Source organism: Propioniciclava sp. MC1683, assembly GCF_014164675.1.
Classification (GTDB): domain Bacteria; phylum Actinomycetota; class Actinomycetes; order Propionibacteriales; family Propionibacteriaceae; genus Propioniciclava.
This window is the reverse complement of sequence record NZ_JACJFX010000020.1, coordinates 21,855-47,269: the sequence shown is the minus strand read 5'-3', so window position 1 is coordinate 47,269 and position 25,415 is coordinate 21,855. Positions and strand designations below refer to the sequence as shown.

29 protein-coding genes are annotated in these 25,415 nt (G+C 72.0%); 12 read left to right on the top strand and 17 right to left on the bottom strand.

The genetic code is table 11. The annotated features are described in order from the left end of the window. Nucleotides 1-116 precede the first annotated feature (116 nt). The 5 genes from H5397_RS12050 to H5397_RS12030 all read left to right on the top strand — a co-directional run bounded on the left by H5397_RS12050 (nt 117) and on the right by H5397_RS12030 (nt 4,560). On the top strand, nt 117-755 hold the full coding sequence (locus tag H5397_RS12050; protein WP_182817710.1) for a VOC family protein: 639 nt from the start codon (nt 117-119) through the stop codon (nt 753-755). 67 nt (nt 756-822) lie between these two features. Then, nucleotides 823-2,253 carry a DNA repair protein RadA gene (radA, locus tag H5397_RS12045; protein WP_182817709.1) on the top strand — a complete coding sequence of 477 codons (1,431 nt, stop codon included), beginning with the start codon at nt 823-825 and terminating at the stop codon, nt 2,251-2,253. Nucleotides 2,254-2,283: 30 nt separating this feature from the next. Next, entirely contained in the window at nt 2,284-3,324 is a 1,041-nt protein-coding gene (disA, locus tag H5397_RS12040; RefSeq protein WP_182817708.1) for a DNA integrity scanning diadenylate cyclase DisA, read from the top strand. Between the two features lie 144 nt (nt 3,325-3,468). Continuing rightward, a complete protein-coding gene (locus H5397_RS12035) occupies nt 3,469-4,176 on the top strand; it encodes an A/G-specific adenine glycosylase (protein WP_309224355.1) in 708 nt (235 codons plus the stop codon). Nucleotides 4,177-4,191: 15 nt separating this feature from the next. Continuing rightward, nucleotides 4,192-4,560: a DUF4190 domain-containing protein gene (locus tag H5397_RS12030; protein ID WP_182817707.1), complete on the top strand. Its 369-nt coding sequence runs from the start codon at nt 4,192-4,194 to the stop codon at nt 4,558-4,560. A 57-nt stretch (nt 4,561-4,617) separates the two neighbouring features. Here H5397_RS12030 and H5397_RS12025 read toward each other — a convergent pair whose 3' ends face one another. After that, on the bottom strand, nt 4,618-7,116 hold the full coding sequence (locus H5397_RS12025; protein WP_182817706.1) for an ATP-dependent Clp protease ATP-binding subunit: 2,499 nt from the start codon (nt 7,114-7,116) through the stop codon (nt 4,618-4,620). A 185-nt stretch (nt 7,117-7,301) separates the two neighbouring features. Further along, complete coding sequence (locus tag H5397_RS12020; protein WP_182817705.1) at nt 7,302-7,646, bottom strand: Lsr2 family protein; 345 nt, start codon at nt 7,644-7,646, stop codon at nt 7,302-7,304. Nucleotides 7,647-7,760: 114 nt separating this feature from the next. Here H5397_RS12020 and H5397_RS12015 point away from each other — a divergent pair, with 114 nt between their 5' ends. Beyond that, nucleotides 7,761-8,900, top strand: coding sequence for an NADH-quinone oxidoreductase subunit D (locus tag H5397_RS12015; protein ID WP_182817704.1), 1,140 nt, complete (start codon nt 7,761-7,763; stop codon nt 8,898-8,900). A 54-nt stretch (nt 8,901-8,954) separates the two neighbouring features. Here H5397_RS12015 and H5397_RS12010 read toward each other — a convergent pair whose 3' ends face one another. From H5397_RS12010 to ftsH, 7 genes are read right to left on the bottom strand one after another with little or no spacing between them, the layout of a single operon-like run. Beyond that, on the bottom strand, nt 8,955-9,611 hold the full coding sequence (locus H5397_RS12010; RefSeq protein WP_182817703.1) for a hypothetical protein: 657 nt from the start codon (nt 9,609-9,611) through the stop codon (nt 8,955-8,957). Between the two features lie 9 nt (nt 9,612-9,620). After that, nucleotides 9,621-10,136 (bottom strand): DUF3180 family protein, encoded by a 516-nt coding sequence (locus tag H5397_RS12005; RefSeq protein WP_182817702.1) that lies wholly within the window; start codon nt 10,134-10,136, stop codon nt 9,621-9,623. Continuing rightward, complete coding sequence (gene folK / locus H5397_RS12000; RefSeq protein WP_309224354.1) at nt 10,133-10,687, bottom strand: 2-amino-4-hydroxy-6-hydroxymethyldihydropteridine diphosphokinase; 555 nt, start codon at nt 10,685-10,687, stop codon at nt 10,133-10,135. The genes H5397_RS12005 and folK overlap by 4 nt, the downstream gene beginning before the upstream one ends. Further along, a complete protein-coding gene (gene folB, locus H5397_RS11995) occupies nt 10,684-11,043 on the bottom strand; it encodes a dihydroneopterin aldolase (RefSeq protein WP_182817700.1) in 360 nt (119 codons plus the stop codon). Before folB ends, folK begins: the two co-directional genes overlap by 4 nt. Continuing rightward, nucleotides 11,040-11,846 (bottom strand): dihydropteroate synthase, encoded by an 807-nt coding sequence (gene folP / locus H5397_RS11990; protein ID WP_220492231.1) that lies wholly within the window; start codon nt 11,844-11,846, stop codon nt 11,040-11,042. The genes folB and folP overlap by 4 nt, the downstream gene beginning before the upstream one ends. 11 nt (nt 11,847-11,857) lie before the next feature. Further along, a complete protein-coding gene (gene folE / locus H5397_RS11985; RefSeq protein ID WP_182817699.1) occupies nt 11,858-12,421 on the bottom strand; it encodes a GTP cyclohydrolase I FolE in 564 nt (187 codons plus the stop codon). A gap of 1 nt (nt 12,422) precedes the next feature. Continuing rightward, nucleotides 12,423-14,615: an ATP-dependent zinc metalloprotease FtsH gene (gene ftsH / locus H5397_RS11980; protein WP_182817698.1), complete on the bottom strand. Its 2,193-nt coding sequence runs from the start codon at nt 14,613-14,615 to the stop codon at nt 12,423-12,425. A gap of 163 nt (nt 14,616-14,778) precedes the next feature. Between ftsH and H5397_RS11975 the strand changes: the two genes are divergently transcribed. From H5397_RS11975 to H5397_RS11965, 3 genes are read left to right on the top strand one after another with little or no spacing between them, the layout of a single operon-like run. After that, nucleotides 14,779-14,997 carry a hypothetical protein gene (locus H5397_RS11975; protein WP_182817696.1) on the top strand — a complete coding sequence of 73 codons (219 nt, stop codon included), beginning with the start codon at nt 14,779-14,781 and terminating at the stop codon, nt 14,995-14,997. Beyond that, on the top strand, nt 14,994-15,425 hold the full coding sequence (locus H5397_RS11970) for a hypothetical protein (protein ID WP_182817695.1): 432 nt from the start codon (nt 14,994-14,996) through the stop codon (nt 15,423-15,425). Before H5397_RS11975 ends, H5397_RS11970 begins: the two co-directional genes overlap by 4 nt. After that, entirely contained in the window at nt 15,422-15,733 is a 312-nt protein-coding gene (locus tag H5397_RS11965) for a transcriptional regulator (RefSeq protein ID WP_182817694.1), read from the top strand. Before H5397_RS11970 ends, H5397_RS11965 begins: the two co-directional genes overlap by 4 nt. Here H5397_RS11965 and H5397_RS11960 read toward each other — a convergent pair. Genes H5397_RS11960 through H5397_RS11930 form a run of 7 tightly spaced genes read right to left on the bottom strand, consistent with a single transcriptional unit; the run spans nt 15,730 to nt 21,387 of the window. Next, nucleotides 15,730-16,374, bottom strand: a complete 645-nt coding sequence (locus tag H5397_RS11960; RefSeq protein ID WP_182817693.1) for a helix-turn-helix domain-containing protein — start codon at nt 16,372-16,374, stop codon at nt 15,730-15,732. The two genes, H5397_RS11965 and H5397_RS11960, sit on opposite strands and share 4 nt — an antisense overlap. Continuing rightward, a complete protein-coding gene (locus tag H5397_RS11955; RefSeq protein ID WP_182817692.1) occupies nt 16,371-16,538 on the bottom strand; it encodes a hypothetical protein in 168 nt (55 codons plus the stop codon). The genes H5397_RS11960 and H5397_RS11955 overlap by 4 nt, the downstream gene beginning before the upstream one ends. Next, complete coding sequence (locus H5397_RS11950) at nt 16,535-17,245, bottom strand: TlpA disulfide reductase family protein (RefSeq protein WP_182817691.1); 711 nt, start codon at nt 17,243-17,245, stop codon at nt 16,535-16,537. The genes H5397_RS11955 and H5397_RS11950 overlap by 4 nt, the downstream gene beginning before the upstream one ends. A gap of 46 nt (nt 17,246-17,291) precedes the next feature. Further along, nucleotides 17,292-18,230 (bottom strand): c-type cytochrome biogenesis protein CcsB, encoded by a 939-nt coding sequence (ccsB, locus tag H5397_RS11945; protein ID WP_182817690.1) that lies wholly within the window; start codon nt 18,228-18,230, stop codon nt 17,292-17,294. Nucleotides 18,231-18,249: 19 nt separating this feature from the next. Next, the gene (locus tag H5397_RS11940; protein WP_182817689.1) at nt 18,250-19,752 is read right to left on the bottom strand and encodes a cytochrome c biogenesis protein ResB; all 1,503 of its coding nucleotides are present in this window, start codon (nt 19,750-19,752) and stop codon (nt 18,250-18,252) included. Between the two features lie 11 nt (nt 19,753-19,763). After that, nucleotides 19,764-20,495, bottom strand: coding sequence for a cytochrome c biogenesis CcdA family protein (locus H5397_RS11935; protein WP_182817688.1), 732 nt, complete (start codon nt 20,493-20,495; stop codon nt 19,764-19,766). A 4-nt stretch (nt 20,496-20,499) separates the two neighbouring features. Then, a complete protein-coding gene (locus H5397_RS11930; RefSeq protein ID WP_182817687.1) occupies nt 20,500-21,387 on the bottom strand; it encodes a tetratricopeptide repeat protein in 888 nt (295 codons plus the stop codon). Between the two features lie 557 nt (nt 21,388-21,944). Between H5397_RS11930 and H5397_RS18905 the strand changes: the two genes are divergently transcribed. The 3 genes from H5397_RS18905 (at nt 21,945) to H5397_RS11915 (ending at nt 24,853) form a co-directional block, all read left to right on the top strand. Then, on the top strand, nt 21,945-23,753 hold the full coding sequence (locus H5397_RS18905; protein WP_182817685.1) for a sensor histidine kinase: 1,809 nt from the start codon (nt 21,945-21,947) through the stop codon (nt 23,751-23,753). Nucleotides 23,754-23,756: 3 nt separating this feature from the next. Then, nucleotides 23,757-24,428, top strand: coding sequence for a response regulator transcription factor (locus H5397_RS11920; RefSeq protein ID WP_182817684.1), 672 nt, complete (start codon nt 23,757-23,759; stop codon nt 24,426-24,428). 80 nt (nt 24,429-24,508) lie between these two features. Then, nucleotides 24,509-24,853 (top strand): hypothetical protein, encoded by a 345-nt coding sequence (locus tag H5397_RS11915; RefSeq protein ID WP_182817683.1) that lies wholly within the window; start codon nt 24,509-24,511, stop codon nt 24,851-24,853. 1 nt (nt 24,854) lies between these two features. Here H5397_RS11915 and hpt read toward each other — a convergent pair whose 3' ends face one another. Then, nucleotides 24,855-25,406 carry a hypoxanthine phosphoribosyltransferase gene (hpt, locus tag H5397_RS11910; protein WP_182817681.1) on the bottom strand — a complete coding sequence of 184 codons (552 nt, stop codon included), beginning with the start codon at nt 25,404-25,406 and terminating at the stop codon, nt 24,855-24,857. Nucleotides 25,407-25,415 lie beyond the last annotated feature (9 nt).

Below are 25,415 nucleotides of genomic sequence, written 5' to 3'. Positions count from 1 at the left end.
GACAACGCACCAGCGACCCCCTGTCGGTGAAATTTTCTCGATATCGTGATACCCACTGCGACTGGGGGTTTTGCCCTCGATTGGCGCGTCGGTCGGCGATGGGTTTGAATGCTGTCATGCGCCTGTCGAATCTCTCGTTCGCCGCCGGGCCGGACGGCCTCGCCGCTGCGGTCGGCCGCCTCGAGGAGACCTTGGGCGTGGAGTTCCGCGATGGCGGCTTCCACCCGAGGTTCGGCACCCGCAACAACATCCTCACCATGGCCGACGGCCGCTACATCGAGGTCGTCGAGGTGCTGGAGCACCCGGCCGCCGAGAAGGCGATCTTCGGCCAGGCCGTCCGGGCACGGACCGAGCTGGGTGGTGGCTGGCTGGCGTGGGTGCTGGAGGTCGACGACATGTCGCCGCTGGAGGCCCGCCTCGAGCGCCAGGCCGTCGACGGCACCCGGCAGTTCCCCGACGGGCGCCGCCTCGACTGGCAGCAGATCGGCATCAAGGGCCTCATGGCCGACCCGCAGCTCCCCTTCTTCGTGAAGTGGACCAGCGACCCGGAGCTCCGCCCGTCCGCCCTCCCGCCCGAGCCGGTGGAGCTGCTGGAGATCCGCCTGTCCGGCTCGCCGGAGCGCGTCTCGGAGTGGGTCGGCGAGGACCTCGGCCCCGTGTTCGACGGCGTCGCGCTCAGCTTCAACTCCCCCAACGGCAACCCGGGCATCGAGGCGGTCACGTTCCGCTGCCCCAACGGCATCGTCACCATCTGACGCTCGCCGACGACGACCGGACGCCGCGGCGTCCGGTTTTGTCTGCCCGGGGCCCTAGGTTGGGGGCATGGCCAAGACCACCACGAGCTACCGCTGCACCGAGTGCGGCTGGACGACGGGCCGCTGGGTGGGCCGCTGCGGGCAGTGCCAGGCCTGGGGCAGCCTGTCCGAGGGGCAGACCCAGGGTGCGCGCGCGGTGGCGTCGCAGCGCCCGTCCCAGCCGGCGCTGCGCATCACGGAGGTCGAGGCGTCCGCAGCCCGGGGCGTCCGGACGGGGATCGGCGAGCTCGACCGCGTGCTGGGTGACGGGCTGGTGCCGGGCGCGGTGGTCCTGCTCGGCGGCGAGCCGGGCGTGGGCAAGTCGACGCTGCTGCTCGAGGTCGCGGCCCGGTGGGCCGCGACGGGCCGGCGCACGCTGTACGTGACGGCGGAGGAGTCGGCTGCCCAGGTGCGCCTGCGGGCCGACCGCACCGGCGCCCTGCACGACGAGCTGTTCCTGGCGGCCGAGTCCGACCTCGGGGTGGTTCTGGGCCACATCGAGGAGCACTCCCCGAGCCTGCTGGTGCTCGACTCGGTGCAGACGGTGCAGGCGCAGGGCACCGAGGGCGTCGCCGGCGGGGTCGCGCAGGTCCGCGAGGTGACCAACGCGCTCGTGCGCACGGCGAAGCGCCGCGGCATGGCGGTGCTGATCATCGGCCACGTGACGAAGGACGGCGCGCTCGCCGGCCCGCGGACGCTGGAGCACCTCGTCGACGTCGTGCTCAGCTTCGAGGGCGAGCGGCACGGCGGGTTCCGCATGGTGCGGGCCACCAAGAACCGCTACGGCCCGGCCGACGAGGTGGGCTGCTTCGAGATGACCGAGTCCGGCATCCGCGAGGTGCCCGACCCGTCGGGGCTGTTCACCTCGAGCACGGGGCCCACGGCGGGCACGTGCGTCACGGTGAGCCTCGAGGGGCGGCGCCCCCTGGTCGCCGAGGTGCAGGCCCTCGTCGTGCCGACCAGCCTCCAGCAGCCGCGCCGCATGACCCACGGGCTCGAGAACGCGCGGGTCACCATGACGCTGGCGGTGCTGCAGCGCCGTGCCGGGCACAAGCTGCACACGCGCGACGTGTACGCCTCGACCGTCGGCGGGGTGCGCCTGAGCGACCCGGCCGCCGACCTCGCGCTGGCGATCGCGGTGGCCTCCGCGCTGCGGGACGAGGAACCGGTGGGCCGCCTGCTCGCCATCGGCGAGGTGGGCCTCTCGGGCGAGGTGCGCCGGGTGGCGGCCATCGGACGCCGGCTCGCCGAGGCGGCCCGGCTGGGGTTCGAGCGCGCGATCATCCCCGCCGGCGCGGGGAGGGACGCGCGGGTCGAGGGCATCAAGGTGGTGGAGGTGACCTCGATCGACGAGGCCCTGCGCGCCGCCTTCGGCAACTCCACGGGCAAGGTGGTGCCGCTGGAGAAGCGCGCGCGGGGGCAGGCCACCCCCGGTTCGATCGGGATGGCGCCCCAGTAGACTGGCCGCAGACCCACCGCAGGAGGCAGCGTGAGCATCGGACGGCTCCCCGACGAGATCGCCCAGCTCGCACCGGGCACCCCGCTGCGCGACGGACTGGACCGGATCGTCAGCGGCCACACCGGCGCCCTGGTCGTGCTCGGCACCAACCCCGAGCTCGAGGCCATCTCGACCGGCGGCTTCGCCATCGACGTGCCCTTCAACGCGACCCGGATGCGTGAGCTGGCCAAGATGGACGGCGCCATCGTCCTCAGCACCGACCTGACCCGCATCGTGGCGGCCGCCGTGCACCTGTCGCCGGCCGCCGACATCCCCACCACCGAGACCGGCACCCGGCACCGAACCGCCGAGCGGGTCGCCAAGCAGGTGGGAGTCCCCGTCGTCACCGTGTCGGCGTCGATGGACACCATCTCGCTCTTCGCCGGCGCCGGCCGCCAGATCGTGCCCCGGCCCGACCAGCTGCTCGACCGGGTCGGCCAGGCGCTGTCGGCGATCCAGGGCAACCGCACCCGGCTCAACGCCTCGCTCGAGCGGCTCACCGGCCTCGAGGTGCACGACTCGGTGACCCTGCGCGACCTCGCGCACGTCGCCCAGCGCTTCGAGCTGACCAACCGCCTCGCCGACGAGGCCACGAGCTACATCACCGCCATGGGCGGCGACGGCCGGCTGGCCGCGCTGCAGCTGCGCGACCTCGTCGACGACCTGACCCCGGTCTCCTCGCTGGTGCAGCGCGACTACGTCGCCGAGCAGGAGGCGATGCCGTTCGCCCGGCTGGCCCGCCTCGACGACCAAGAGCTCTTCGACATCGTGCTCGTCGCCCGATCGCTGGGCTTCGCCCCCGAGCTGCACCTCGACTCGCCGATGCGCCCGCGCGGGTACCGGCAGCTCGCCTCGATCCCGCGCCTGCCGGCCCGGGTGCGGGGCGAGCTCGTCGAGCGCTTCGGCGACCTCAACGGGCTGTTCGCCGCGTCCACGGCCGAGCTCACCACCGTCGAGGGCGTCACCGCCGACATCGCCCGCCAGGTCCGCGACGGGCTCACGCACATCTCCGAGAAGGCCCTTGCCGGCTAGGCAACGGGTCGTCGCCGACGTGACGGCCTGGTTCGCCGCGCATGCGCGCCCACTCCCCTGGCGCGAGCCCGACTGCACCCCGTGGGGCGTCATGGTGAGCGAGTACATGCTGCAACAGACCCCGGTGGCGCGGGTCCTCCCGGTGTGGGCCGCCTGGCTGGAGCGCTGGCCCACCCCGGCTGCCCTGGCGGCGGAGGAGCCGGGCGAGGCCGTGCGCGCCTGGGCTACCCGCGCCGGGCCCAACGGCTGCACGCGGCGGCGACCGCGATCCGCGACGAGCACAACGGCGAGGTCCCGACCGACGCCGCGGCGCTCCGCGGGCTGCCCGGGGTCGGCGAGTACACGGCGGCCGCGATCGCGTCGTTCGCCCACGGCCGGCGCCACGTGGTGCTGGACACGAACGTGCGCCGGGTGCTCGCCCGGCTGGAGGGTGGGCAGGCGTTCGCCCCGGCGTCCGTGACCCGCGCGGAGCGCGAGCGCGCCGAGGTCTGGCTGCCCGACGAGCCGGCGGCCGCCGCAGCCTGGGCCGCGGCGTCGATGGAGCTCGGCGCCCTGGTCTGCACCGCCGACAACCCCGACTGCGGCCGGTGCCCGGTCCGCGCGCACTGCGCCTGGCTGGCCGCCGGGCGCCCGGCATGGGACGGCCCGCCGCGAGTGGGCCAGGCCTATGCGGGCACCGACCGCCAGTGCCGCGGCGTGCTGCTGGGGGTGCTCCGGGACGCCGAGGGTGCGGTCCCCCGCGACCGGCTGCTCGCCGCCTGGTCCGCCGACCCGGTGCAGGCCGAGCGGGCGCTGGCGTCTCTGCTGGCCGACGGGCTCGTGCGGTCGGACGCCGACGGCCTCCGGCTCTGACGTTAGGCTGAGGGGGTGACCCAGCCCCCCGCCCCGCAGCGTCCCACCTCGACGAGCAACCCGTACGACGGGACGCCCCCGCCCTCGGCGGCGTGGCCCCACCCGCAGCCGTTCGCGCCCTACGCGGCGGCGATGCCGGAGCACCCGCAGTCGGCCACCGTGCTGGTCCTGGGGCTGATCGGCCTGTTCATCCCCGTCACGGGGCCCATCGCCTGGTGGATGGGCTCCCGCGCCCGCGCCGAGGTGGCCGCCGGCCGCTACGCCCCGGGTGGCACCCTGACGGGCGGCTGGGTGCTCGGCATCATCACCACCCTGTGGCTGGCGGTGGTCGTCCTGCTGTTCGCCCTGGTGATCGTCGGCCTGCTGGCCTTCCGCTCCGCCTGACCCCGGACACGCGAGAGCCCGCGCCCCCTGCCGGGGACGCGGGCTCTCGGCGTCTGGTCAGCCCTCCAGGCCCGCGGGGGCGTGGTCGGGCAGCTCGGCGCGCGGCTGGCCCGTGAAGGTGAACGGCAGCTCGGCCCCCTCGGGGGCCACGTCCACCACCACGATCTGACCCGAGCTCAGCTCACCGAACAGGATCTTCTCGGCCAGGATGTCCTCGATGTCGCGCTGGATCGCGCGGCGCAGCGGCCGGGCACCCAGCACGGGGTCGAAGCCCCGCTTGGCGATCGAGGTCTTGGCCGCGTCGGTGAGCACGATGCCCATGTCGCGGTCGGCGAGACGCGACTCGACGTCGGCGACCATGAGGTCGACGATCCGCTCGATGTCGGTCTTCGTCAGCTGGTGGAACACGATGATCTCGTCGACGCGGTTCAGGAACTCGGGGCGGAAGTGCTGCTTCAGCTCGTCGGTCACCTTCGCCTTCATCTTGTCGTAGCCGCCCACCGGGTCGTCGCTGCGGCTGAAGCCGAGGTTGACCGACTTGGAAATGTCGCGGGTGCCCAAGTTCGTCGTCATCACGATGACGGTGTTCTTGAAGTCGACCACGCGGCCCTGGGCGTCGGTCAGGCGACCTTCGTCCAGGATCTGCAGCAGCGAATTGAAGATGTCGGGGTGCGCCTTCTCGATCTCGTCGAACAGCACCACCGAGAACGGCTTGCGCCGCACCTTCTCGGTGAGCTGGCCGCCCTCCTCGTAACCCACGTAACCGGGGGGCGAACCGAACATCCGGGAGGCGGTGTGCTTCTCGGAGTACTCCGACATGTCGAGGGTGATCAGCGCATTCTCATCGCCGAACAGGAACTCGGTCAGCGCCTTGGTCAGTTCGGTCTTTCCGACACCCGAGGGGCCGGCGAAGATGAACGAGCCCGAGGGGCGCTTCGGGTCCTTGAGGCCGGCGCGGGTACGGCGGATCGAGCGCGACAGCGCCTTCACGGCGTCCTCCTGGCCGATGTAGCGCTTGCCGATCTCCTGCTCCATCTGCAGCAGGCGGCTCGACTCCTCCTCGGTCAGCTTGAACACGGGGATGCCGGTGGCGCCGGAGAGCACCTCCGCGATCTCCTCCTCACCGACCTCGCCGGGGGCGCCCTGGTCGCCGTTCTTCCAGCGGTCCTCCATCTGGTTGCGCTCGGCGATCAGCTTCTTCTCGTCGTCACGCAGGCGGGCCGCACGCTCGAAGTCCTGGCCGTCGATCGCGGCCTCCTTCTCGCCGCGGGTGACGGCGATCCGCTCGTCCAGCTCGCGCAGGTCGGGTGGGGCCGTCATGCGCTTGATGCGGAGGCGGGCGCCGGCCTCGTCGATCAGGTCGATCGCCTTGTCGGGCAGGAAGCGGTCCTGGATGTAGCGGTCGGCCATCTGGGCGGCCGCGGTCAGCGCACCGTCGGTGATGATGATGCGGTGGTGCGCCTCGTAGCGGTCGCGCAGGCCCTTGAGGATCTCGATGGTGAGCGCGATCGACGGCTCGGCCACCTGGATCGGCTGGAAGCGACGCTCGAGCGCCGCGTCCTTCTCAATGTGCTTGCGGTACTCGTCGAGCGTCGTCGCACCGATGGTCTGCAGCTCGCCGCGGGCGAGCATCGGCTTGAGGATCGACGCGGCGTCGATCGCGCCCTCGGCGGCACCCGCACCCACCAGGGTGTGGATCTCGTCGATGAACAGCACGACGTCACCGCGGGTGCGGATCTCCTTCAGCACCTTCTTCAGCCGCTCCTCGAAGTCACCGCGGTAGCGGGAACCGGCGACCAGCGCGCCGAGGTCGAGGGTGTAGATCTGCTTGTCGCGCAGCGTCTCGGGCACGTCGCCGCGCACGATCTGCTGGGCCAGGCCCTCCACGCAGGCGGACTTGCCCACGCCGGGCTCGCCGATCAGCACCGGGTTGTTCTTGGTGCGGCGGCTGAGCACGGTCATGACGCGCTCGATCTCCTTCTCGCGCCCGATGACCGGGTCGAGCTTGTTCTCGCGCGCAGCCTGGGTGAGGTTGCGGCCGAACTGGTCGAGGATCGTCTGGTTGCCCTGCTGCTGGGGCGCCTCGGGGGCACCGGCGGTCGAGGGCTTCTCGCTGCCCTGGAAACCGGACAGCAGCTGCAGCACCTGATTGCGCACGCGGTTGAGGTCGGCGCCCAGCTTGATGAGCACCTGGGCGGCGACGCCCTCCCCCTCGCGGATCAGGCCGAGCAGGATGTGCTCGGTGCCGATGTAGGGGTGGTTGAGCTGCAGCGCCTCGCGCATGGACAGCTCGAGGACCTTCTTGGCCCGCGGGGTGAACGGGATGTGGCCGGTCGGTGCCTGCTGGCCCTGACCGATGATCTCCTCCACCTGGGCGCGCACAGCCTCGAGCGAGATGCCGAGGGACTCCAGCGCCTTCGCGGCCACGCCCTCGCCCTCGTGGATCAGGCCGAGCAGCAGGTGCTCGGTGCCGATGTAGTTGTGGTTGAGCATGCGCGCCTCGTCCTGGGCCAGGACGATCACGCGCCGCGCGCGGTCGGTGAACCGATCGAACATGAGCTCTCCTTGATCTCCGGCCGCTTGGCCGGATTGCCCGCACACGTCACGCGGGCTTCTTCGTCAGTCTAGTCAACGCCCCGGCACCGACAGATTGTTCCGTGTTCGCCCGTGGCAGACGTCACGCCCCGGGTGGGCACCCGGGGCGTGCGGTCGTCAGGACCGGAACGCGGCGGCCGGCCGGCTCAGTGGGCCGCCTCGTAGGCCGCGCGGACCTCGTCGCGGACTCGGCCGCGGTCGGACACCTCAAACCCGTTCTCGCGCGCCCAGGCGCGGATCTCGTTCGCCGAGCCGGCGCCGCTGCGCGTACCGCGCTTGGCGGCGGGACGGCCCGCCTGCCGGCGCTGCCCGGACACCCGGCGGGCCACGCCGACCCAGGCCGCGAAGTCCTCGCGGAGCTTCGCCGCGTTGGCCGTGCTCAGGTCGACCTCGTAGGAGACGCCGTCCAGGGAGAAGGTGACCGTCTCGTCGGCCGTGGTGCCGTCGTTGAGCAGGTCGTCGGTGAGTTCGATGCGGACTCGCTGTGCCATCGCGCATTCCTTTCGAAATGGAATCAGGGGGACGGCACGAGATTTCCTGCCGCTCTCGTGCATGAATGTATCTTCTCGGTGGCACGGGGACAATCGGAGAAATAGGATTGCCCCGTGTTGCCCACCACACATGCGTACCGCATCGGCGGAATCACCGACCCGGAATTCGCGGGTGACACCCTCGACCTCGGACCCACCCATCCCGCATCGGCGGGAATGCTCGACCTCGCCATTTCCGCTTCGGAAGGCCGAATCACTTCCGTCGACCCGTCGCCGGGCGCCCTCCACCGCGGTGCGGAACCGATCCTGACCGCCCGCGACTACCGCCAGGCGCTCAGCCTGGCCAACCGCCACGACTGGCAGGCACCGTTCTTCGGCGAGTGGACCCTGGCCAGGCTCGTCGAGGACGCCCTCGGCGTCGAGGTGCCCGTGCGGGCGCGCTGGGTGCGCGCCGTCCTGGCCGAGCACACCCGCACGGCGTCGCACCTGGCCCACCTGTCGTTCGTCGGCCACCGACTGCGCGATGCGGCACTCGACACCACGGGGGTCCGGGAGGAACTGCGCGAGCGCACGGCCGAGCTGACCGGCAACCGCCTGCACCCGATGGCCGTCCGGCTGGGCGGGGTCGCCTGCGACCCGACCCCCGTCTGGGCGGACGCGGAGCGGGCGACGCTCGCCCGGGCGTCCGAGCTCGCGGCGCGGCTCGGCGCCGCCTTGGGCGGTGGGCTGGGCGCCGGGGTGGCGCCTGTGACCCGCGCCCAGGTGGACGCCCACGGCCTGGCCGGTCCGGTGGCCCGGGCGTCCGGCGTGGCCACCGACCTGCGCCGTCACCCCGACCGCCCCGGCGGGCACGAGGCGCCGTGGGCCGACCTGGCCGACCTGCTGGACCTCGACACGCCCACCACGGGCGACGCGCACGCCCGTTTCAGCCACCTCGCGGCGGAGGTGACGGCCTCCGCGGCCATGGTGGACCGCCTGCTCGACGGGCTGCCGGACGGTCCTCTCCGGGCGCACCTGCCGAAGGTGGTCAAGCTGCCCGAGGGCGACTGGCTCGCCGCGGTCGAGGCACCCCTCGGGCGCGCCGGGATGGTCGTGACGTCACGGGGCGAGAAGACCCCGTGGCGGCTGCGGCTGCGGACCCCCTCGTTCGCCAACGTCTCGGCGTGGCCGGCGGTGCTGCCGGGAACGGCGGTCGCGGACCTGGACATCGCGCTGGCGTCCCTGCCGTGGGTGGCCGGCGACCTCGACAAGTAGGCCCGACGGCGAAACCCCCGGCTCGGCCGGGGGTTTCGCGGTGTTGGGTGCGGGTCAGTTGGCGTGGCGCGCCTGGACCTCAGCGACGAACGGCTGCGCGAGGCGCTGCAGGTCGAGGTCGACGACGGTCGGGGCCTCGAGCGCGTCCCACTCGGTGGAGGTGGCGGTCGCACGGCGACGCGGGAGCGCGAGGACGTCGGCCTCGGCGTCCGTCTCGGTCGCGGCCGCGAGCTTGCGGTGCAGGTCGGTGTTCTCCACGCGCAGGGCCTCGTTGTCGCCGCGCAGGCGGGAGACCAGCTGCTGCGTCTCGCCCAGGGTGACCTTGGTGCCGACCAGCTCCTCCTTCGTGGCGTCGAGCTCGGCGCGGGCCTCGCCCAGCGTGTCGGCGATGGCCTGGATGCGGGCGTCGACCGTGGTGAGGACGCGGCGCTGGGTCTCGTGGAGCTGGTGGGTGCGCGTGCGCTCGGCCGCGCGCGCCTCGGCGGCCTCGGCGGCGGCCTTGCCCCGCCACTCGCGGAACTCCACCAGGGCGGCCCACGTGGCCAGGAAGCCGGCGACCAGCGCGACGACGACCGCGGCCCAGTCGAGGAACGGCACCCAGCTGCTGGCGACCATGAGGGCCAGGGAGGCGACCGTGCCGATCACCAGGGAGGAGACGAGGAGGATGCGGCGGCGGGTACGGGGCGTGGAGTGGGAAGCAGTCGAGGTCACCCCAACAGGCTAGCCGCTGGCCCCGGACGCCCCGGCGTCGCCATGCGGGGTGTCCGGCGAATCGCCGTCGTCGTCGGGGAGCCGGCAGGCGGACTCGAGGGCGCGGCCGGCCAGGACCCACGCGACGGAGGCGACGACGGCGATCCCGGCGTGCACCACGCGCTCGACGGCCAACGGGGCCGGGAGGGCGCCCGCGGCCGCCCAGGCGAGCGCGGCGTAGGCCCCCAGCAGCAGCGCGCCGCCGACCTGGGACGTCTTCCCCAGCAGCAGCCGGGTGACCGCCTGCTCGTTGTCCAGGGCGGTGCGGTCCCGGGCGAGCGTGCGCCGGGTCACCCGGGCCAGCCACGCGATCCCCACGCCGATCAGCGCGACCGACACCCAGGCCGGGTAGCCCGGGATGGGCAGGGAACCGCCCTGCCCCTGCCACCAGGCCAGGCCCAGCCGCACCACGACGAGGGCGGCCAGCCCGGCCCCGAGCACGTGCAACGGCCGGGTCGGCGTGATGGTGGGGCCGGACGGGGTCACGACAGGTGGATCGCCGCGCCCTCGACGCGCTCGACACCGCTCGTGTCGAGGTCGCCCAGCAGGTCGGCCACGGGGCCGACGCCGGTGAGCTCGGCGGCGGGGTCGGCCTCCAGCCACGGCACGAGGACGAAGGCGCGCTCGTGGGCGCGCGGGTGCGGCAGGGTGAGGTGCTCGTCCTCGCGGTGGCGGTCGCCCAGCTGGATGAGGTCGATGTCGATCGTGCGCGGGCCCCAGCGCTCCTCGCGCTCGCGGCCGAGGTAGTTCTCGATGGCCTGCACGCGCTCGAGCAGGATGCCCGAGGACATCATGGTCTCGGCGAGCACGACGATGTTGAGGAAGTCGGCCTGGTCGGTCCTGCCCACCGGCGTCGTCCGGTACACCGACGACACGTCGGTGACGATGACGTCAGGGGTGGAGGCGATGGCGTCCACGGCCTTCTGCAGCGTCTCGAGGACGTCGCCCTCGTTGCCGCCCAGCGAGAACACGACGCGGCGCAGCGGCTTCATGCCGCTGAGGGTGTCGAGGTCGAGGTCGATGGCGGGGTAGTTCACGGATTCCTCCTGGTGCAGGTGACGGTCACGTCCCCGAACGGGACGGTGATCGGTGCGTGCGGCTTGTGGACGGTGACCGTGGCGCGCACCACGAACGGGCGGGCCAGGCAGGTCTCGGCGAGGCGCCCGGCCAAGGTCTCGATCAGGTCGACCGGGTCACGCTCCACGTCCGCCACCAGGGCGGACGCGAGACCACCGTAGTCCACGGTGGTGGCGAGGTCGTCCTCGGTCCCGGGGCGGACGACGTCGAGGACGGCGTCCACGACGAACTCCTGGCCCTGGCGGCGCTCGAAGTCGAAGACGCCGTGGTACCCGGTCGCGCGGATCCCGGTGAGGGCGATCGTGACCTCGTTCATGTACCCATCCTCTCGGCGACGGCGATGGCGTCCGCGCTGGAGCGCACGTCGTGCACGCGCACGCCCCACACGCCCCGGGCGGCGAAGTGGCCGCTGAGCTGGGCGGTGGCGACGTCGCGCCCCACCGGCGGCCGGGGAGCGTCGGGCCCGCCCAGCAGCGAACCCAGGAACCGCTTGCGGCTCACGGCCAGCAGCAGCGGGAAGCCGAGCGCGTCGAGGGCGTCCCAGCCCTGCAGGAGCGCCCAGTTGTGCTCGGCGGTCTTGGCGAAGCCGATGCCCGGGTCCAGCACGAGCCGGCCGGGGTCGATGCCGGCCGCCAGCGCGGCGTCGCGGCAGGCGGCCAGTTCGGCGCACACCTCGGCGACGACGTCGTCGTAGACCGCCTTGGCGGCCATCTCGCGGGCGTGGCCACGCCAGTGCATCGTGATGTAGGACGCCCCGCGTGCGGCCACGGTGCCCAACATCTCGGGGTCGGCCAGGCCGCCGGACACGTCGTTGATCCACGTCGCGCCCGCGTCCAGCGTGGCCGCGGCCACCGAGGCGCGCGTGGTGTCGGCGCTGACGGTGGCACCCGCGTCGGCGAGCGCGGCGACGACCGGGAGGACCCGGGCGAGCTCCTCCTCGGCCCCCACCCGGTCGGAGTCGGGGCGGGTGGACTCACCGCCCACGTCGACGATCGCGGCGCCGTCGGCCACCATCGCCAGCCCGTGCGCGACGGCGGCGTCGGTGTCGACCCAGCGACCCCCGTCGGAGAACGAGTCGGGCGTCACGTTGAGGATGCCCATCACCAGGGTGCGCGCCATGACCGCTCCCCTCAGCCGATGATGAGGCTCATCGCCTCGGCGCGGGTCGCGGTGTTGCGCAGGGCCCCGCGGACGGCCGAGGTGACGGTCTTGCTGCCCGGCTTGCGGACGCCGCGCATGGTCATGCACTGGTGCTCGGCCTCGACGACGACCATGACGCCCTGCGGGTTGAGGTGCTGGACGAGGGCGTCGGCGACCTGCCCGGTGAGCCGCTCCTGCACCTGGGGTCGGCGCGCATAGACGTCGACCAGGCGGGCCAGCTTCGACAGGCCGGTGATCTTGCCGTCGCGGCTGGGGATGTAGGCGACGTGCGCGACCCCGTGGAACGGCAGCAGGTGGTGCTCGCACGTCGACCACAGCTCGATGTCCTTCACGAGGACCATCTCCTCGTGCTCGATGTCGAACGTGACGCCGAGGTGCTCGGCCGGGTCCTGCTCCAGGCCGGCGAACATCTCGGCGTAGGCCCGGGCGACGCGCTCGGGCGTGCCGAGCAGCCCGTCGCGGTCGGGGTCCTCGCCGATGGCGATCAGGATCTCGCGGACGGCCGACGCGATGCGCGGCTGGTCGACGGCCATGTCAGATCCCCCGCGGCGGCTGCGGCTGGGGGCCCTGCCCGGGCGGGTAGGGGCCCTCGCCGGGCCCGGTCGGCGGGTGCGGCGCGTTCGGCGGCGGGTAGGAACCGGGCTGGTTCCACGGCCCGGGGCCCTGCTGCGGCGGCTGGCCGTAGGGGCCGGGGGGCTGCTGGCCCCAGGGCCCGACGGGCGGGCCGGGCTGCCACGGTCCGGGCTGGGCCGGCGGCTGCTGGCCCCACGGGGCGCCGGGCGGCGGGCCCGGGGGCAGGGCGGGCTCGGGCACCTTGCGCTCGGGCGGGTCGATGGGCGGCACCTCGGAGGGCTGGCGGTTGGGCGAGCCCGTCCAGGCCGGACGCCGGGGCCGCTTGCGCAGCGGCTCGAAGATCCGCGCGACCTGCTCCTTGTCGAGGGTCTCGTGCTCGAACAGCTGGCGGACCAGCTCGTCGAGGACGTCGCGGTTCTCGTCGAGGACGTCGAACGCCTCCTGGTGGGCGTTCTTGATCAGCGCGGCGACCTCCTGGTCGATGATCGCCGCCACCTCCTCGGAGTGGTCGCGCTGGCCGCCCATGCCGGCCTGCATGCCGAGGAACGGCTCGGTGTTGCCGGTGCCGAGCTTGACCGCGCCCAGCGACTCGGTCATGCCGTAGTCGGTGACCATGGCCTTGGCGACCTTGGTGGCCTTCTCGATGTCGTTGGCGGCGCCGGTGGTGGGGTCGTGGAAGACGAGCTCCTCCGCGGCGCGCCCGCCCAGCATGTAGGCGAGCTGGTCGAGGAGCTCGCCGCGGGTCTGGCTGTACTTGTCGGCGTCCGGCATCACCATCGTGTAGCCGAGCGCGCGGCCGCGCGGGAGGATCGTGACCTTCTGCACCGGGTCGTTGCCGGGCATGGCCGCCGCGACGAGCGCGTGGCCTCCCTCGTGGTAGGCGGTGATGAGCAGCTCGCGCTCGTTCATGACGCGGGTGCGCTTCTGCGGGCCGGCGATCACGCGGTCGATGGCCTCGTCGAGGTTCTCCTTGGTGATCCACTGCTTGTTCTGGCGCGCGGTCAGCAGCGCGGCCTCGTTGAGGACGTTGGCCAGGTCGGCGCCGGTGAAGCCCGGCGTGCGCTTGGCGACCGAGGCCAGGTCGGCGTCCGGAGCCATCGGCTTGTTGGCGGCGTGGACGCGCAGGATCTGCAGGCGGCCGTTCATGTCGGGCGCCTCGACGGGGATCTGGCGGTCGAAGCGGCCCGGGCGCAGCAGCGCCGGGTCGAGCACATCGGGCCGGTTGGTGGCCGCGATCAGGACGACGCCGCCCTTGACGTCGAAGCCGTCCATCTCGACGAGCAGCTGGTTGAGGGTCTGCTCGCGCTCGTCGTGGCCGCCGCCCATACCGGCGCCGCGGTGGCGGCCGACGGCGTCGATCTCGTCGATGAAGATGATGGCCGGCGCGGCCTCCTTCGCCTGCTCGAACAGGTCGCGGACGCGGCTGGCGCCCACACCGACGAACATCTCGACGAAGTCGGAGCCGGAGATCGAGAAGAACGGGACGCCGGCCTCGCCGGCCACCGCGCGCGCCAGCAGCGTCTTGCCGGTGCCGGGAGGACCGTAGAGCAGGACGCCCTTGGGGATCTTCGCGCCGACGGCCTGGAACTTGCCGGGCTCGGCGAGGAACTCGCGGATCTCCTGGAGCTCCTCGATCGCCTCCTCACAACCGGCGACGTCGGAGAAGGTGGTGCGCGGGGTGTCCTTGCTGGCGACCTTGGCCTTGCTCTTGCCGAAGCCGAGGACGCGGTTGCCGCCCTGGGCGGAGTTCAGCATCCAGAAGAACAACAAGCCGATGAGGATGAACGGGAAGATCCCCATCAGGAACAGCGACATGAAGCCGCGGTCGGGCACTTCGCCGCGCCACTGGTCGAGCGTGCCGGCCGCGGTGCGCTCGTTGAGCCGCTCCACGATGTCCTGGCTCTGCTGGCCGACCCAGTTGGCGCGCATGCGTGCGCCGCCATCCTCCTTGTACTCCAGGCGGATCTCCTGGTCGCCGTCGACCATGACGACCTCGCGCAGCGGGTCGTTGCCCTCGATCACCGAGATGATCTTCGACGTCGGCACCTGCTGGTAGCGACTGGACGCCGAGAACAGGTTCATGCCCAGCATGATCAGCAGGAACCCGGCGAGGATCCACAGGAACGGACTGCGCAGCAGCCTCGGTGACTTCATTCGACTCCCTGTCACAGGCGAGATGGGTGCGTCGTTGAGCGTACCGGACCGGCACAACGGACCACCTCCGGAAGATCTTTGATGAAAGTGCTTGCGGGTTTGGAAAGTACTTGTTAGTGTTCTGTCATCGGAACAACCCGAACCCCACACCCCGGAGGACACCATGAACACCACCGCCCGCACCCCGGCCCGCCAGACCATCGCCCGCCGCGTCGCGCTCATCGGCTTCGCCATCGCCTTCGCCTCGATGATCACCCTCTTCATCGCCGGCGCCGTCACCGGCACCGCGCCGATGATGGTCGTCGCCAGCACCACCGCCGCCGCCCTCGGCGGATCGGCCGCCGGCACCTTCGCCCAGCTCCGCAAGCAGGCCCGGGCATGAGCGACCTCGACCCCCAGCAGGCCCGCGACCTGCTCGACCAGGCCGGACGCCTCGGCTCCGCCGCCCGCTCCGGCGCCAGCTGGCCCCAGATCGCCTGCCTCCTCGGCATCGGCGGCGTCTCGGCGATGTTCGCCGTGGCCCTGTACTTCGTGGGCCACACCGACGGGCGCCTCGTGGCGCTGCCCCTGGTCGTGGCCGGCGTCTGGTTCGCGATCCTGATCACCGTGATGGTCCGGTTCGCCCGTGCCACCAAGGCCGGCTTCGGCAAGCGGTGGGGCCAGGCGATGGCCGCGTGGACGGTGGCCTGGGTCTTCACCGTCGTCGGCTCGACGGTGTGGTGGGTGGGCGAGCTGTGGTTCGCCATCGCCTCCGCCGCGCTGCTCACGCTGGTGACCACCCTCGGCGCCTGGCGGGAGGCCCGGCAGTGACCGCCCCCGAGACCGAGCACCCGCGCCACCAGCTCAACGACCAGCTCACCCACCCGGTCCGGTTCTCGCTCGCGGCGGCGCTCGCGGCCACCGACGAGATCGACTTCGCGTCGGTGCGCGACCACCTGCAGGTCAGCGACTCGGTGCTCAGCCGGCAGGCCTCCCAGCTCGAGGAACTCGGGCTGGTGCACATCAAGAAGGGCTACGTGGGCAAGCGTCCGCGCACGTGGCTCTCCCTCACCGGTCAGGGCCGGGCCGCGTGGGCGTCCCACCTCGACGCCCTGCGCGCGATCGCCGGCCAGGCCTAGTCGGCGCGCTCCTCCCAGGCGGCCACGAAGGCGGCCAGAGCCCGGTCCACCGCCGCGCCACCACGGTTGACCAAGGACGTCGCCTCGCCCGAGGTCAGGCCGTGCCGGACGGCGGCGTCCGCGAGTTCTTCGACGAACAGGCCGCGGAACCGGACGAACACCCCCACCACCTCGGTGAGCAGCGCTCCGGCCCGCAGCGCCACGCGGGCGTGCTCGGCCGCCATGGCCTCCGCCTCGGCGATGGCGCGGGCGGAACGGGCCGGGGTCTCGGCGTCCAGGTGCGCGAGCAGCAAGGTGGTCAGATCTCGGCCCAGGGACGCCGTCTCCGCCCGGAAGCCGTCGTCCAGCACCGACTCGGGCAGCGCGTTGGACGCCGCCCGCGCATGGCGGCGCATCACCTTCACGACCCGGTCGGCGGACTCCCCCAGGCTGCCTGGCCGGGACACGTCGCCGGTGCCCTGCTGCAGCAACGCCTTCAGGGTGCTCAGTGAGAACCGGCGGTGGCCGCCGGGCGTGGTGAACGCCTCGACCTCGCCGTTGGCGCTCCACCGGCGCAGGGTGGCGGGCGAGACGCCGAGCATCGCGCTCGCCTCCTGGACCGACAGCCAGGTCTCCTGGTTGCGTGCGGTGGCCGTGGTCATCGCCCCACCTCCGGGGTCGAGCCGTTGAGCAGCTCGACGGCCTTCTTCTTCAGGAACGGCAGGCTCGCGTCCAGCTTGCCGAGCGCGCCTTCGGGGTCGGGCGAACCGGTGGGGGTGACAGCTGGGTCGGGGACGGGTTCCCGGGGTTCGGGGTCGTCGGTCATGGTGCCAGCTCCTCGAGGATGGAGTCCATGGTGTCGCGGGCCAGGCCACCCACACGGATGTCCTTGACCACGCCGGCACTGTCGATGAAGTAGTGCGCCGGGATCGCCCCGACCGCGTAGGCCTCGGCGATCTCGTTGTTCGGGTCCACCCCGATGGGGAGGGTCAGGCCGGTCCGCTCCGCGTAGGCCTTGACGGCCTCCTGCCCCTCCTGGATGTTGATGCCGAGCACGACGACGTCGCGGTCGGCGAACGCCTTGTGCGCCGCCTCGACGTCGGGCATCTCCGCCTGGCAGTTGGTGCACCAGGTGGCCCCGAAGGTGATCCACACGCCCTTGCCCTTGAGCTCGGACAGCGTGATCTCCTGCCCGTCCCAGGTCGTGTAGGTGAAGTCCGTCGCGGGCTCGCCCAGGGTGGGCGGCGGTACCCGCGACGTGCCGTCGAGGCGCACCACGGTGGCCCCGCCGGTCTTGGACTCCTCCGACCGCTCCGCCTGCAGCCGGACGATCTGCCACCCGGCGAACACCACGGCGGCGGTCACCAGGAGCACGACGAGCTGCCCCAGGCGGCTGGAACGGATCCGCTCCCGCGGGTCACGGGGTGCGACCGTGGACGCCGCGGGCGAGAGCACGTCGACGCCCGGCCTTGGGGCGTCCGGTGCCCCGGTGCCCTCGATGAGCTCGTCGTCGTCGCCGACGTGGTCCCTCATGGTGTGTCCCTTTCCGTTCCGTGCCGCCCGGGTCCGTCGCTGTCCGTCAGACGACGCCGTAGGAGTGCAGGCCGCCGAAGATCGCGTTGCCGAAGAAGGTGAAGATCACCGACAGGAACGCGACGACGAGCAGCCAGGCGGCGCCGCGGCCGACCCAACCGCGCGCCACGCGGGCGTGCAGGTAACCGCCGTAGATGAGCCACGTGACCAGGGAGGCGGTCTCCTTGGGGTCCCAGCTCCAGTAGCGGCCCCAGGCGATCTCGGCCCAGACGGCGCCGAGGACGATGACCATGGTCATGAGCGGGTAGCCGATCACGGTGGCGCGGTAGCCGAGGCGGTCGAGCACGTCGGGCTTGGGCAGCAGGTGGCTCACCTTGCCGGGGAAGTAGGAGTCGATGAGGTACAGCACGGCGGCGGCGAACGACACCAGGAAGGCGCCGTAGGCGAAGATCGCGACCAGGATGTGCAGGGTCAGCAGGAAGCTGTTCTGCAGGGCCGGGACCAGCGGGTTGGCCGTGGAGTCCCACGACAGGGCATAGAGCTGGATGACGACGGTCATCGGCAGCGCGACCAGCGCCAGCGTGCGCGCCCGGTACTTCCACTCGAAGAACAGGTACATGACCAGGAAGCCCCACGCCATCGAGACGGCGAACTCGTGCTGGGTCACGAAGGGCCCACGGCCCGTCTCGACGGTGCGCAGCACCAGGGCGAGGGTGAGCATGCCGAGGGCGCCCCACGCGAGCCAGGAGGCGTACTTGGCGATGGTGGCGGGCAGCGGCCCGCTGACGCGGCGGGTCGGGGCGGGGGCGGCGTCCAGCGCCTCGAGGTCGTCGACCAGGTCCCCACCGACCAGCACCCGGGCCTTCTTCTGGGCGCCCTTGGTGACCAGCTGGTGGCCCTGGACGGCGGCCCAGATGTAGCCGATGGACGCGAGCACCGTGGCCCCGAGGGCCACCATGATGGCGTACTGCGCATAGAGCAACATGGCGATATCTCCTTGTTCGTCAGCGTTCGCGCTGAGCGTCGTCGTCCTGGATGTGGTGGAGCAGTTCGGCGAACACCGGCTCCATGCCGGGGTCGCGCTTGTTCGGGGCGCCGAGCATGACGCGGGTGGTGCCGTCGGCGTTGGGGCGCACGCGGCCCCACACGCGGCGGTGCGGGAGGAAGAAGACCAGGCAGCTGCCGATGACCAGCAGGGCGCTGCCGACCCAGACGATGTTGGAGCCCGGGTCACGCTTGATCGTGATGCCGGTGTACTGGCGGTTGCGCTCGAAGGTCCACGTCAGGCCCTCGAGCTCGGCCGACTGCCCCTGCGTGAGCACCTGGACGCCGAGCGGCTCGCTCTCGCCCACCCGGTAGACCTCGACGGCCAGGGAACCGGCCGGCAGCTCGGGCAGGACCTGGCCGGAGGCCGCCTGCACGATGTAGGCGCTGAGGTTCTTGCTGGGGATCGTCAGCTGGCCGATGGTGCGGGTGCCGTCGTTGGAGCGCCACGCCATCGAGACGGTCTCCTTGAACACCTCCTGGTCGCCCTCGGTGACCAGCAGGTCGGCACCGATGCCGAAGAAGGACTGGTGGAACCAGACGTCGCCGATGATGAGGGGCTCGTTCACGCGGATCTGCTGGCGCGCCACCGACTGCCCGTCGACGAACACCTCGAGGTCGGACACGTAGTCCTTGGGCTGGCCGTTCTCGTAGTAGTCGTCGTGGAAGGAGTGCGCGACGACCGACATGCCGGTGTCGTGGCCGACCTCGACCTGCACCCCGACCGGTGCCACGAACTGCTCGTCGCGGAAGCCCATGGAGGCCGACACCACGAAGCCGAGCAGGATGATGATGAAGCTGATGTGCGCGATCACGGTGCCGAACGGAGCCCAGCGGAACTTGTCCCCGTACAGGTCCGCGCCGGCCTCGGCGGGCTCGCCGACCCCGCGGAAGTGCGCCTTGTGCAGCCCCTCGCGGACACGCTCGGCCGCGGCCTCGGCGTCCATGGGCAGGTCGAAGGCCGCGCGGAGCGGGGCGTGGGTGAAGAACGCCTCGCGCATCGCGATGCGGGGCTGCGTGGCGGTGCGCCACAGGCGGGGGGCGCGGTTGATCGAGCAGGCCAGGATGCTGATCGCCAGGATCGCGAACAGGGCCCGGAAGTACCACGTGCCGAACACGTTGTAGAGCCCCAGCGCGGACAGGATCGGCGCCCAGCCGCCGTACTTCTGCTGCGGGCCGTTCTCGTACCACGCCTGGTAGACCTCGGGGTCGGCCATCGCGTCCGGCGTCGCTTGGACGATCATCGTGCCGGCCAGCGTGAGCAGGCCCAGGATGAGGATCAGCCACAGGCCGGTGCGCATGGAGATGAGGAAGTTCCACACCGCCTCGAGCGGGTTGGTCCGGCGGCCGCGGTGGCGGCGCTCGGGCTCGGGGTGGACGTCGTCGAGCACGTCGACGCCGCTGTCGAACACGTCGACCTGCTCCTTGCGGGAGCGGGTGCGTTCCTTCGCGTGCGAGCTCATCGGCTTCTCTTTCAGACGGGGAACTGCGGTGTGAACTGGGCCAGGCGGGCGAACAGGTTCGTGAGCATCAGGAACCCGACGACCATGAGCAGGGCGCCGGTCACGACGGAGACGATCACCTGGTGGTTGGTCAGCCAGGCGAGGCGCTGCCGGACGGCGTCGGCGCCCAGCGCGACCAGCACGAACGGCAGGCCGAGACCGAGCGCGAACACGACGAGCAGGAGGGTCCCCTGCCCGAAGGTGTCGTTGAGGGAGGCCATGCCGATGATGGCCCCGAGCGTCGGGCCGACGCAGGGCGTCCACCCCGCGGCGAACACGACGCCGAACAGGGCCGAGCGCAGCACGCTCGGCCGGGTGGCGACGACCGCACCCGAGGCGTCCCGGCGGACGAGCCGGCCGCCGAGCGAGACCTGGTTGCGGAGGAAGGGGATGGTGATCAGGCCGGCCACGTGCAGGCCCATGACGATCAGCAGGACGCCCGCCACCTGGCGGATGACGTCCACGTAGCCGCGCAGCAGGTAGCCGACGAGGCCGATGGACGCCCACAGGCCGACGAAGACGACCGCGAAGCCGACCACGAACGCGAGCGACTGCTGCAGGGCGACGAGGCGGTTGGTGCGCTGGCCGGCCGGGGTGCCGCCGACGATGTAGCCGATCCAGACCGGCACCATGGGCAGGCAGCACGGCGACGCGAACGTCGCCACCCCGGCGACGAACGCGACTGCCAGCCCGACCTCGACCATGGCGTTACCCGTTGGTCCCTGCGGTGGCCGCGGGAGTGGGCTGCGCGGAGGCCTCGCCCATCGCCTCGGGCATCACGTCGCCGACGTGGCTCTGCACGGTCTTGGCGAACTCGGAGTCGGGCGCGATCTGGACGACCTTGTCCCAGGCGACCTTCATCTCGTCCATGCGCTGAGTGGTCATGTAGAGGAAGCCCAGGTCGTAGAAGACCTCGGGGTTGTTCGGGTACAGCTCGGCGGCCCGGTTCCAGACCTCCTCGGCCTTGGCGAGGTCGCCGAGGTTGAACTTGGTGGCGCCGAGGGCGACGAGGCCCTTCTCGTCGTCGGCGTTGACGTCGAGCACCTTCTGGTACCACTCGGAGGCCTGCTGGTACTGGTCGGCCTGGTAGTAGGCGTTGCCGAGGTCGAACAGGACCGCGACGTCCTGCGGGTTCTCCTTCAGCTTGCCCATCAGCTCGGCGACCTTGGCCTCGTCGAGGCCCGTCGAGGTGGGGGCGGCGCTGGCGCCCTCGGCGGCGGTCATCGCGGGCAGGTCGGACGGCGGCTTGCCGATCTGGTAGACCCCGAAGACGATGCCGGCCACGAGCGCGATGCCGAGCAGCCACTTCGCCCACGTCGGGAAGCCCTTGGGGGCCGGGGCCTGGGCCGCCTTGCGGGTGGCGACGAGCTCGGCGAGCTCGGCCTCGGGCCCGGTCAGCAGGCCGTAGATCCGGTCCGCCTCGGCCTGGCGCTTGCCCGCCCAGCCCTTCAGGTCGGCCGGCGCCGTCTCGAGGAACTCGGCGATCTGGCGGTGCAGGTCGTCCAGGTCGTCGCCCGCTGCCCCCGCCGGCAGGCCGAGCCGGCCGAGCAGTTGGGTGCGCGCCTGGCTGGCACTGGCGGTCTGTGCGCGAGACATGGGTCGTGTCGCTCCTCGGTGCTGGCGTGCGGGCGCACGCGTGCTGCTACTACCCAGTGTCGTTTTGAGCGATTTGTATAACTATCCGCCCAAGGATTCATATTGGATAGAGAAGGGGCATCTACCCTCTCTCCACCCTGCTCAGCCGTTGCTGTACCGGCCCCCTTGGTGGTCCTTGCCGTGGCAGGTGAGGGTGCAACTGCCGCCCGTGGCGGTCTTGGTGAACCGCACGCCGCTCGGGCGCAGCCACGGGGCTCTCCACGTCCGGTTCGAGATCCGTCTTCGTCATCTCTTCCACCACCTGTCGGCGCGTGCCCGCGAGCACGCAAGGATGCACGGCTGCACCTCACCCCAAGCCTCGCGCCGCACCCAGGGTCCGCTCCCATCCGCCGGGGGGTAGAGGCTCGATAGACACCTCCGGCCGAACACGCCAAATCGCCCGAACGTGACGCCGGGGAGCGGAGGCCGCGCGTTCCCGAGCACGGGTGAAGCGGTTACAGTGGCGCCGAACCGGTGCCGAGGACACCACCGGGGGGTATGCGAGGAGGCGCCCGCAGGTGAGCGCTGTGCGAGATGACCCGGAGCAGGCGACGACACCGGCAGCCGGCACCGCGGCGCGCCCGGTACGCGCCCCCCGCGACGAGGACGCCTCCCCCCGCCTGGTCGGCCGCCGTCTCCGCTGGATCGCGCTCGCCGCCCCCATGGCCTTCTTCCTGCTGCTCGAGGCCGTCCATTACCACCTGGAGCACTCGCCCTGGTGGAGCCCCGAGTTCGCCCAGGCCTGGCACCTGGCCGTCGCGATCGCGGTGTGCGTCGGCATCGGCATCTTCTCCTGGCTCATGCTGCGCCACATCGACCGCGCCGAGGGCGCCATCGTCATGCAGAACCGCGACCTGCTGCTGGCCGACACCGTGACCGCCGCCACGCACGGGCAGCCGGACGCCCAGGGCGTGGCCGACGCGGCCGCCCGCGTCCTCGCCGACGTCCCCGGGATCGGGTGCGTGCGCCTGCGCCTCAACCCGCGCGAGGGCGATCCCGCGCTGGAGGCCGTCGCCGGCCGCTCCCCCGATCTGGCCGGCACCACCATCCCGGCGCTCGACCGGCCGCTGGCCGAGGGCGACCGCGCGGTGGGCCGCATCGAGGTGTGGGCGTCCGACCACGACCTGCCCGGCGAGCACATCGGCCCCGCCACCGAGTCCGCCCTGTCCCTGCAGGTCGCCGGCGCGGCGCGCCTGAAGGCCGACTTCGCCGACCTGTACCGCCGTCGCGACGAGGGGCACGCCTTCTACGCGATCCTGCTCGCCATCTCGCGGCAGTCGGGGACGCTGCCCACGCTGACCGACCTCGCGACCCACGCGCGCGACCTGCTGGACGCCGACGCCGCCGCGGTCGTGGTCACGGTGGCGGCGGCCAACACGGTCCGGTTCGACTCCACGGCCGAGGTGCCGCAGGCGTGCAGTGACGGCAGCACGCTGCTCGGGGTCGGCCTGCCCGACCACATCGACGAGGTCACCGGCCAGCGCGTGAACCCCATCGGGTGCCTGCACTGGGGCGCCTACGCCGAGCACGGGGTCACCAGCCCGAGGGGGAACGTCGGCACCCTGTGGGTCGGCCGCCGCGACGAGCGCCCCTTCACCGAGCGCGACCGCTCGTTCCTGGCCACCATGGCCGGCCTGGCCAGCATCGCGCTGACCAGCGCCAAGGTGCGCGAGCAGGAGCGCCAGCGCGAGGTCCTCAACGAGCGCACCCGGATCGCCCGCGAGATGCACGACTCGATGGCCCAGGTGCTCGGCGCGATGCACCTGCGCCTGCGCATGCTCGAGACCTTCCCCTCGGTGACCGGGGACGCCGACACCGCCGAACAGGTGTCCGCGCTCGCCGAGACCGCCGACGAGGCCTACCGCGACGTTCGCGAGGTCATCCTCGGCCTGCGCGACTCCGACAAGGCCGACCTGACGCTCGAGGAGAACCTCGAGGCCTACACCGCCAAGTTCGCCGCCCAGTCCGGGATCGTCACGGAGTTCCGCAACGAGACCGGCGGCCCGGTGCAGCTCAGCCCGCGCACCGAGGTGCACCTGATCCGGGTCGTCCAGGAGGCGTTGACCAACGTGCGCAAGCACGCGCGCGCGACGCGGGCCACCGTGACGATCACCGGCACCGATGCGACGACCGTCACCATCGCCGACGACGGGCAGGGCTTCCACGCCCCCACCGACGTCCCGACCACCGACGGCTACGGGCTGTTCACGATGAGCGACCGGCTCTCGCTGCTGCACGGCACGCTGCGGCTGGAGTCGTACCCCGGCATCGGGACCAAGGTCATCGCGTCCGTGCCCGAGCCCCCGTCCCGGACCCCGAGGAGCTGAGCCATGAGCACGACCAGGGTGCTGCTGGTGGACGACCAGCCGCTGTTCCGCGGGGCGGTCGCCGCCCTGCTGGCCCGTCAACCCGGCATCGAGGTGGTCGGCGAGGCCGAGAACGGCCTGCAGGCCGTCGAGCGCGCCAACGAGCTCAAGCCCGACCTCGTGATCATGGACGTGGAGATGCCCGTCTTGGACGGCGTCGAGGCCGTGCGCCTGATCCGCGAGCAGGTGCTGGACGTCAAGGTGATCATGCTCACGGTGTCGGAGACCGACGACCACGTGGTGCGCGCGATGATGCACGGCGCGCACGGCTACCTGCTGAAGAACCTCCGCCCCGACCAGCTGTTCGACATGATCGTCTCGGTCATGCGGGGCGAGACCCCGATCTCGCCGGCCGTCGCCGGGCGCCTGCTGCAGCACCTGAAGGAGACAGGCGGCTCGGCCAAGGGGGCGGTCGTCCCCGAGGAGCCGGGCCAGAAGCTGACCCGCCGCGAGCTCGAGATCCTGCGCCTGGTCGCCGGCGGCAGGTCGAACAAGGAGATCGGCAAGGAGCTGTCGATCACCGAGGGCACCGTGAAGAGCCACGTGCACAACGCCCTGGAGAAGCTGCACATGACCAACCGGATCCAGGCCGCGGCCTACATCGTCCGACAGGGGCTGGGGCTGCCCGACGCCTGAACCTGTGCCGTGGGATGGATGGGATCCGGCCCACGCACGCGGGAGAATGGGGGCAGACCTGCTGCCCCCGGAGGTGACCGATGACCGCCCCTGACCCAGCGCCCTGCCTGAGGGCGCTGGTCGTCCAGTCCTACACCCTGCTCGGCGAGGGGATCGCCGACCTGCTGCGGCAGCGCGGCGTCCTGGTCGAGGTCGCCCCCGCCGACGACGCCGACGCGGTCGAGGCGGCGCTGGAATCGGAACCCTGCCTGGTCGTGCTCGACCGGGCAGCCCCCGCCATCACGGCGCTCGTGGTGCAGCGCGTGCCGACGGCGCAGGTCGTGGACGTGTCCTGCGTGATCGGTCGCGGCTACCCGGCGGCCGCCGACCTCATGCGGTTCGAGGCGATCCTCGACGCGCTGGGCGTGGCCGCGGCGCGGGCGTGACTCAGCTGTAGACGTGCGGCGCGAGCGTGCCGACGTCGGTCAGGTTGCGGTAGCGGCCCGCGTAGTCGAGGCCGTAGCCGACCACGAACTCGTTCGGCAGGTCGAAGCCCACGTACTTGACCTCGACGGGGCTCTTCAGGGCCTCGGGCTTGCGGAACATCGTCATGATCTCGAGGCTGGCCGGCTTGCGCGACTGCAGGTTCTGCATCAGGTAGGCCAGCGTCAGGCCGGTGTCGATGATGTCCTCCACCACCAGCACGTGGCGGCCCTCGATGTCGGTGTTGAGGTCCTTGAGGATCCGCACCACGCCGGAGCTCTGGGTGCCCGAGCCGTAGGAGGAGATGGCCATCCAGTCCATGTGCACGTGGCTGGCCAGGTGGCGGGACAGGTCGGCCATGACCATCACCGCCCCGTTCAGGACGCCGACCAGCAGGAGGTCGGAGTCGGCGTACTCGGCGTCGATGTCGGCGGCGATCTCGGCGAGCCGCGCCTGCACCTGGTCGTTGGTGTAGAGAACCTCGGTCAACTCACTGCTGATGTGCGATGCGTCCACGTCACCGCA

What these genes read in the sequence shown, in the direction of transcription:
- H5397_RS12050 (WP_182817710.1), top strand. Translation starts at nt 117, where the DNA reads ATGCGCCTGTCGAATCTCTCGTTCGCCGCCGGGCCGGACGGCCTCGCC.
- radA (WP_182817709.1), top strand. Translation starts at nt 823, where the DNA reads ATGGCCAAGACCACCACGAGCTACCGCTGCACCGAGTGCGGCTGGACG.
- H5397_RS12025 (WP_182817706.1), bottom strand. Translation starts at nt 7,116, where the DNA reads ATGTTCGATCGGTTCACCGACCGCGCGCGGCGCGTGATCGTCCTGGCC.
- H5397_RS12020 (WP_182817705.1), bottom strand. Translation starts at nt 7,646, where the DNA reads ATGGCACAGCGAGTCCGCATCGAACTCACCGACGACCTGCTCAACGAC.
- folB (WP_182817700.1), bottom strand. Translation starts at nt 11,043, where the DNA reads ATGAACGAGGTCACGATCGCCCTCACCGGGATCCGCGCGACCGGGTAC.
- folP (WP_220492231.1), bottom strand. Translation starts at nt 11,846, where the DNA reads ATGGCGCGCACCCTGGTGATGGGCATCCTCAACGTGACGCCCGACTCG.
- folE (WP_182817699.1), bottom strand. Translation starts at nt 12,421, where the DNA reads ATGGCCGTCGACCAGCCGCGCATCGCGTCGGCCGTCCGCGAGATCCTG.
- ftsH (WP_182817698.1), bottom strand. Translation starts at nt 14,615, where the DNA reads ATGAAGTCACCGAGGCTGCTGCGCAGTCCGTTCCTGTGGATCCTCGCC.
- H5397_RS11975 (WP_182817696.1), top strand. Translation starts at nt 14,779, where the DNA reads ATGAACACCACCGCCCGCACCCCGGCCCGCCAGACCATCGCCCGCCGC.
- H5397_RS11970 (WP_182817695.1), top strand. Translation starts at nt 14,994, where the DNA reads ATGAGCGACCTCGACCCCCAGCAGGCCCGCGACCTGCTCGACCAGGCC.
- H5397_RS11960 (WP_182817693.1), bottom strand. Translation starts at nt 16,374, where the DNA reads ATGACCACGGCCACCGCACGCAACCAGGAGACCTGGCTGTCGGTCCAG.
- H5397_RS11955 (WP_182817692.1), bottom strand. Translation starts at nt 16,538, where the DNA reads ATGACCGACGACCCCGAACCCCGGGAACCCGTCCCCGACCCAGCTGTC.
- H5397_RS11950 (WP_182817691.1), bottom strand. Translation starts at nt 17,245, where the DNA reads ATGAGGGACCACGTCGGCGACGACGACGAGCTCATCGAGGGCACCGGG.
- ccsB (WP_182817690.1), bottom strand. Translation starts at nt 18,230, where the DNA reads ATGTTGCTCTATGCGCAGTACGCCATCATGGTGGCCCTCGGGGCCACG.
- H5397_RS11940 (WP_182817689.1), bottom strand. Translation starts at nt 19,752, where the DNA reads ATGAGCTCGCACGCGAAGGAACGCACCCGCTCCCGCAAGGAGCAGGTC.
- H5397_RS11935 (WP_182817688.1), bottom strand. Translation starts at nt 20,495, where the DNA reads ATGGTCGAGGTCGGGCTGGCAGTCGCGTTCGTCGCCGGGGTGGCGACG.
- H5397_RS11930 (WP_182817687.1), bottom strand. Translation starts at nt 21,387, where the DNA reads ATGTCTCGCGCACAGACCGCCAGTGCCAGCCAGGCGCGCACCCAACTG.
- H5397_RS11920 (WP_182817684.1), top strand. Translation starts at nt 23,757, where the DNA reads ATGAGCACGACCAGGGTGCTGCTGGTGGACGACCAGCCGCTGTTCCGC.
- H5397_RS11915 (WP_182817683.1), top strand. Translation starts at nt 24,509, where the DNA reads ATGACCGCCCCTGACCCAGCGCCCTGCCTGAGGGCGCTGGTCGTCCAG.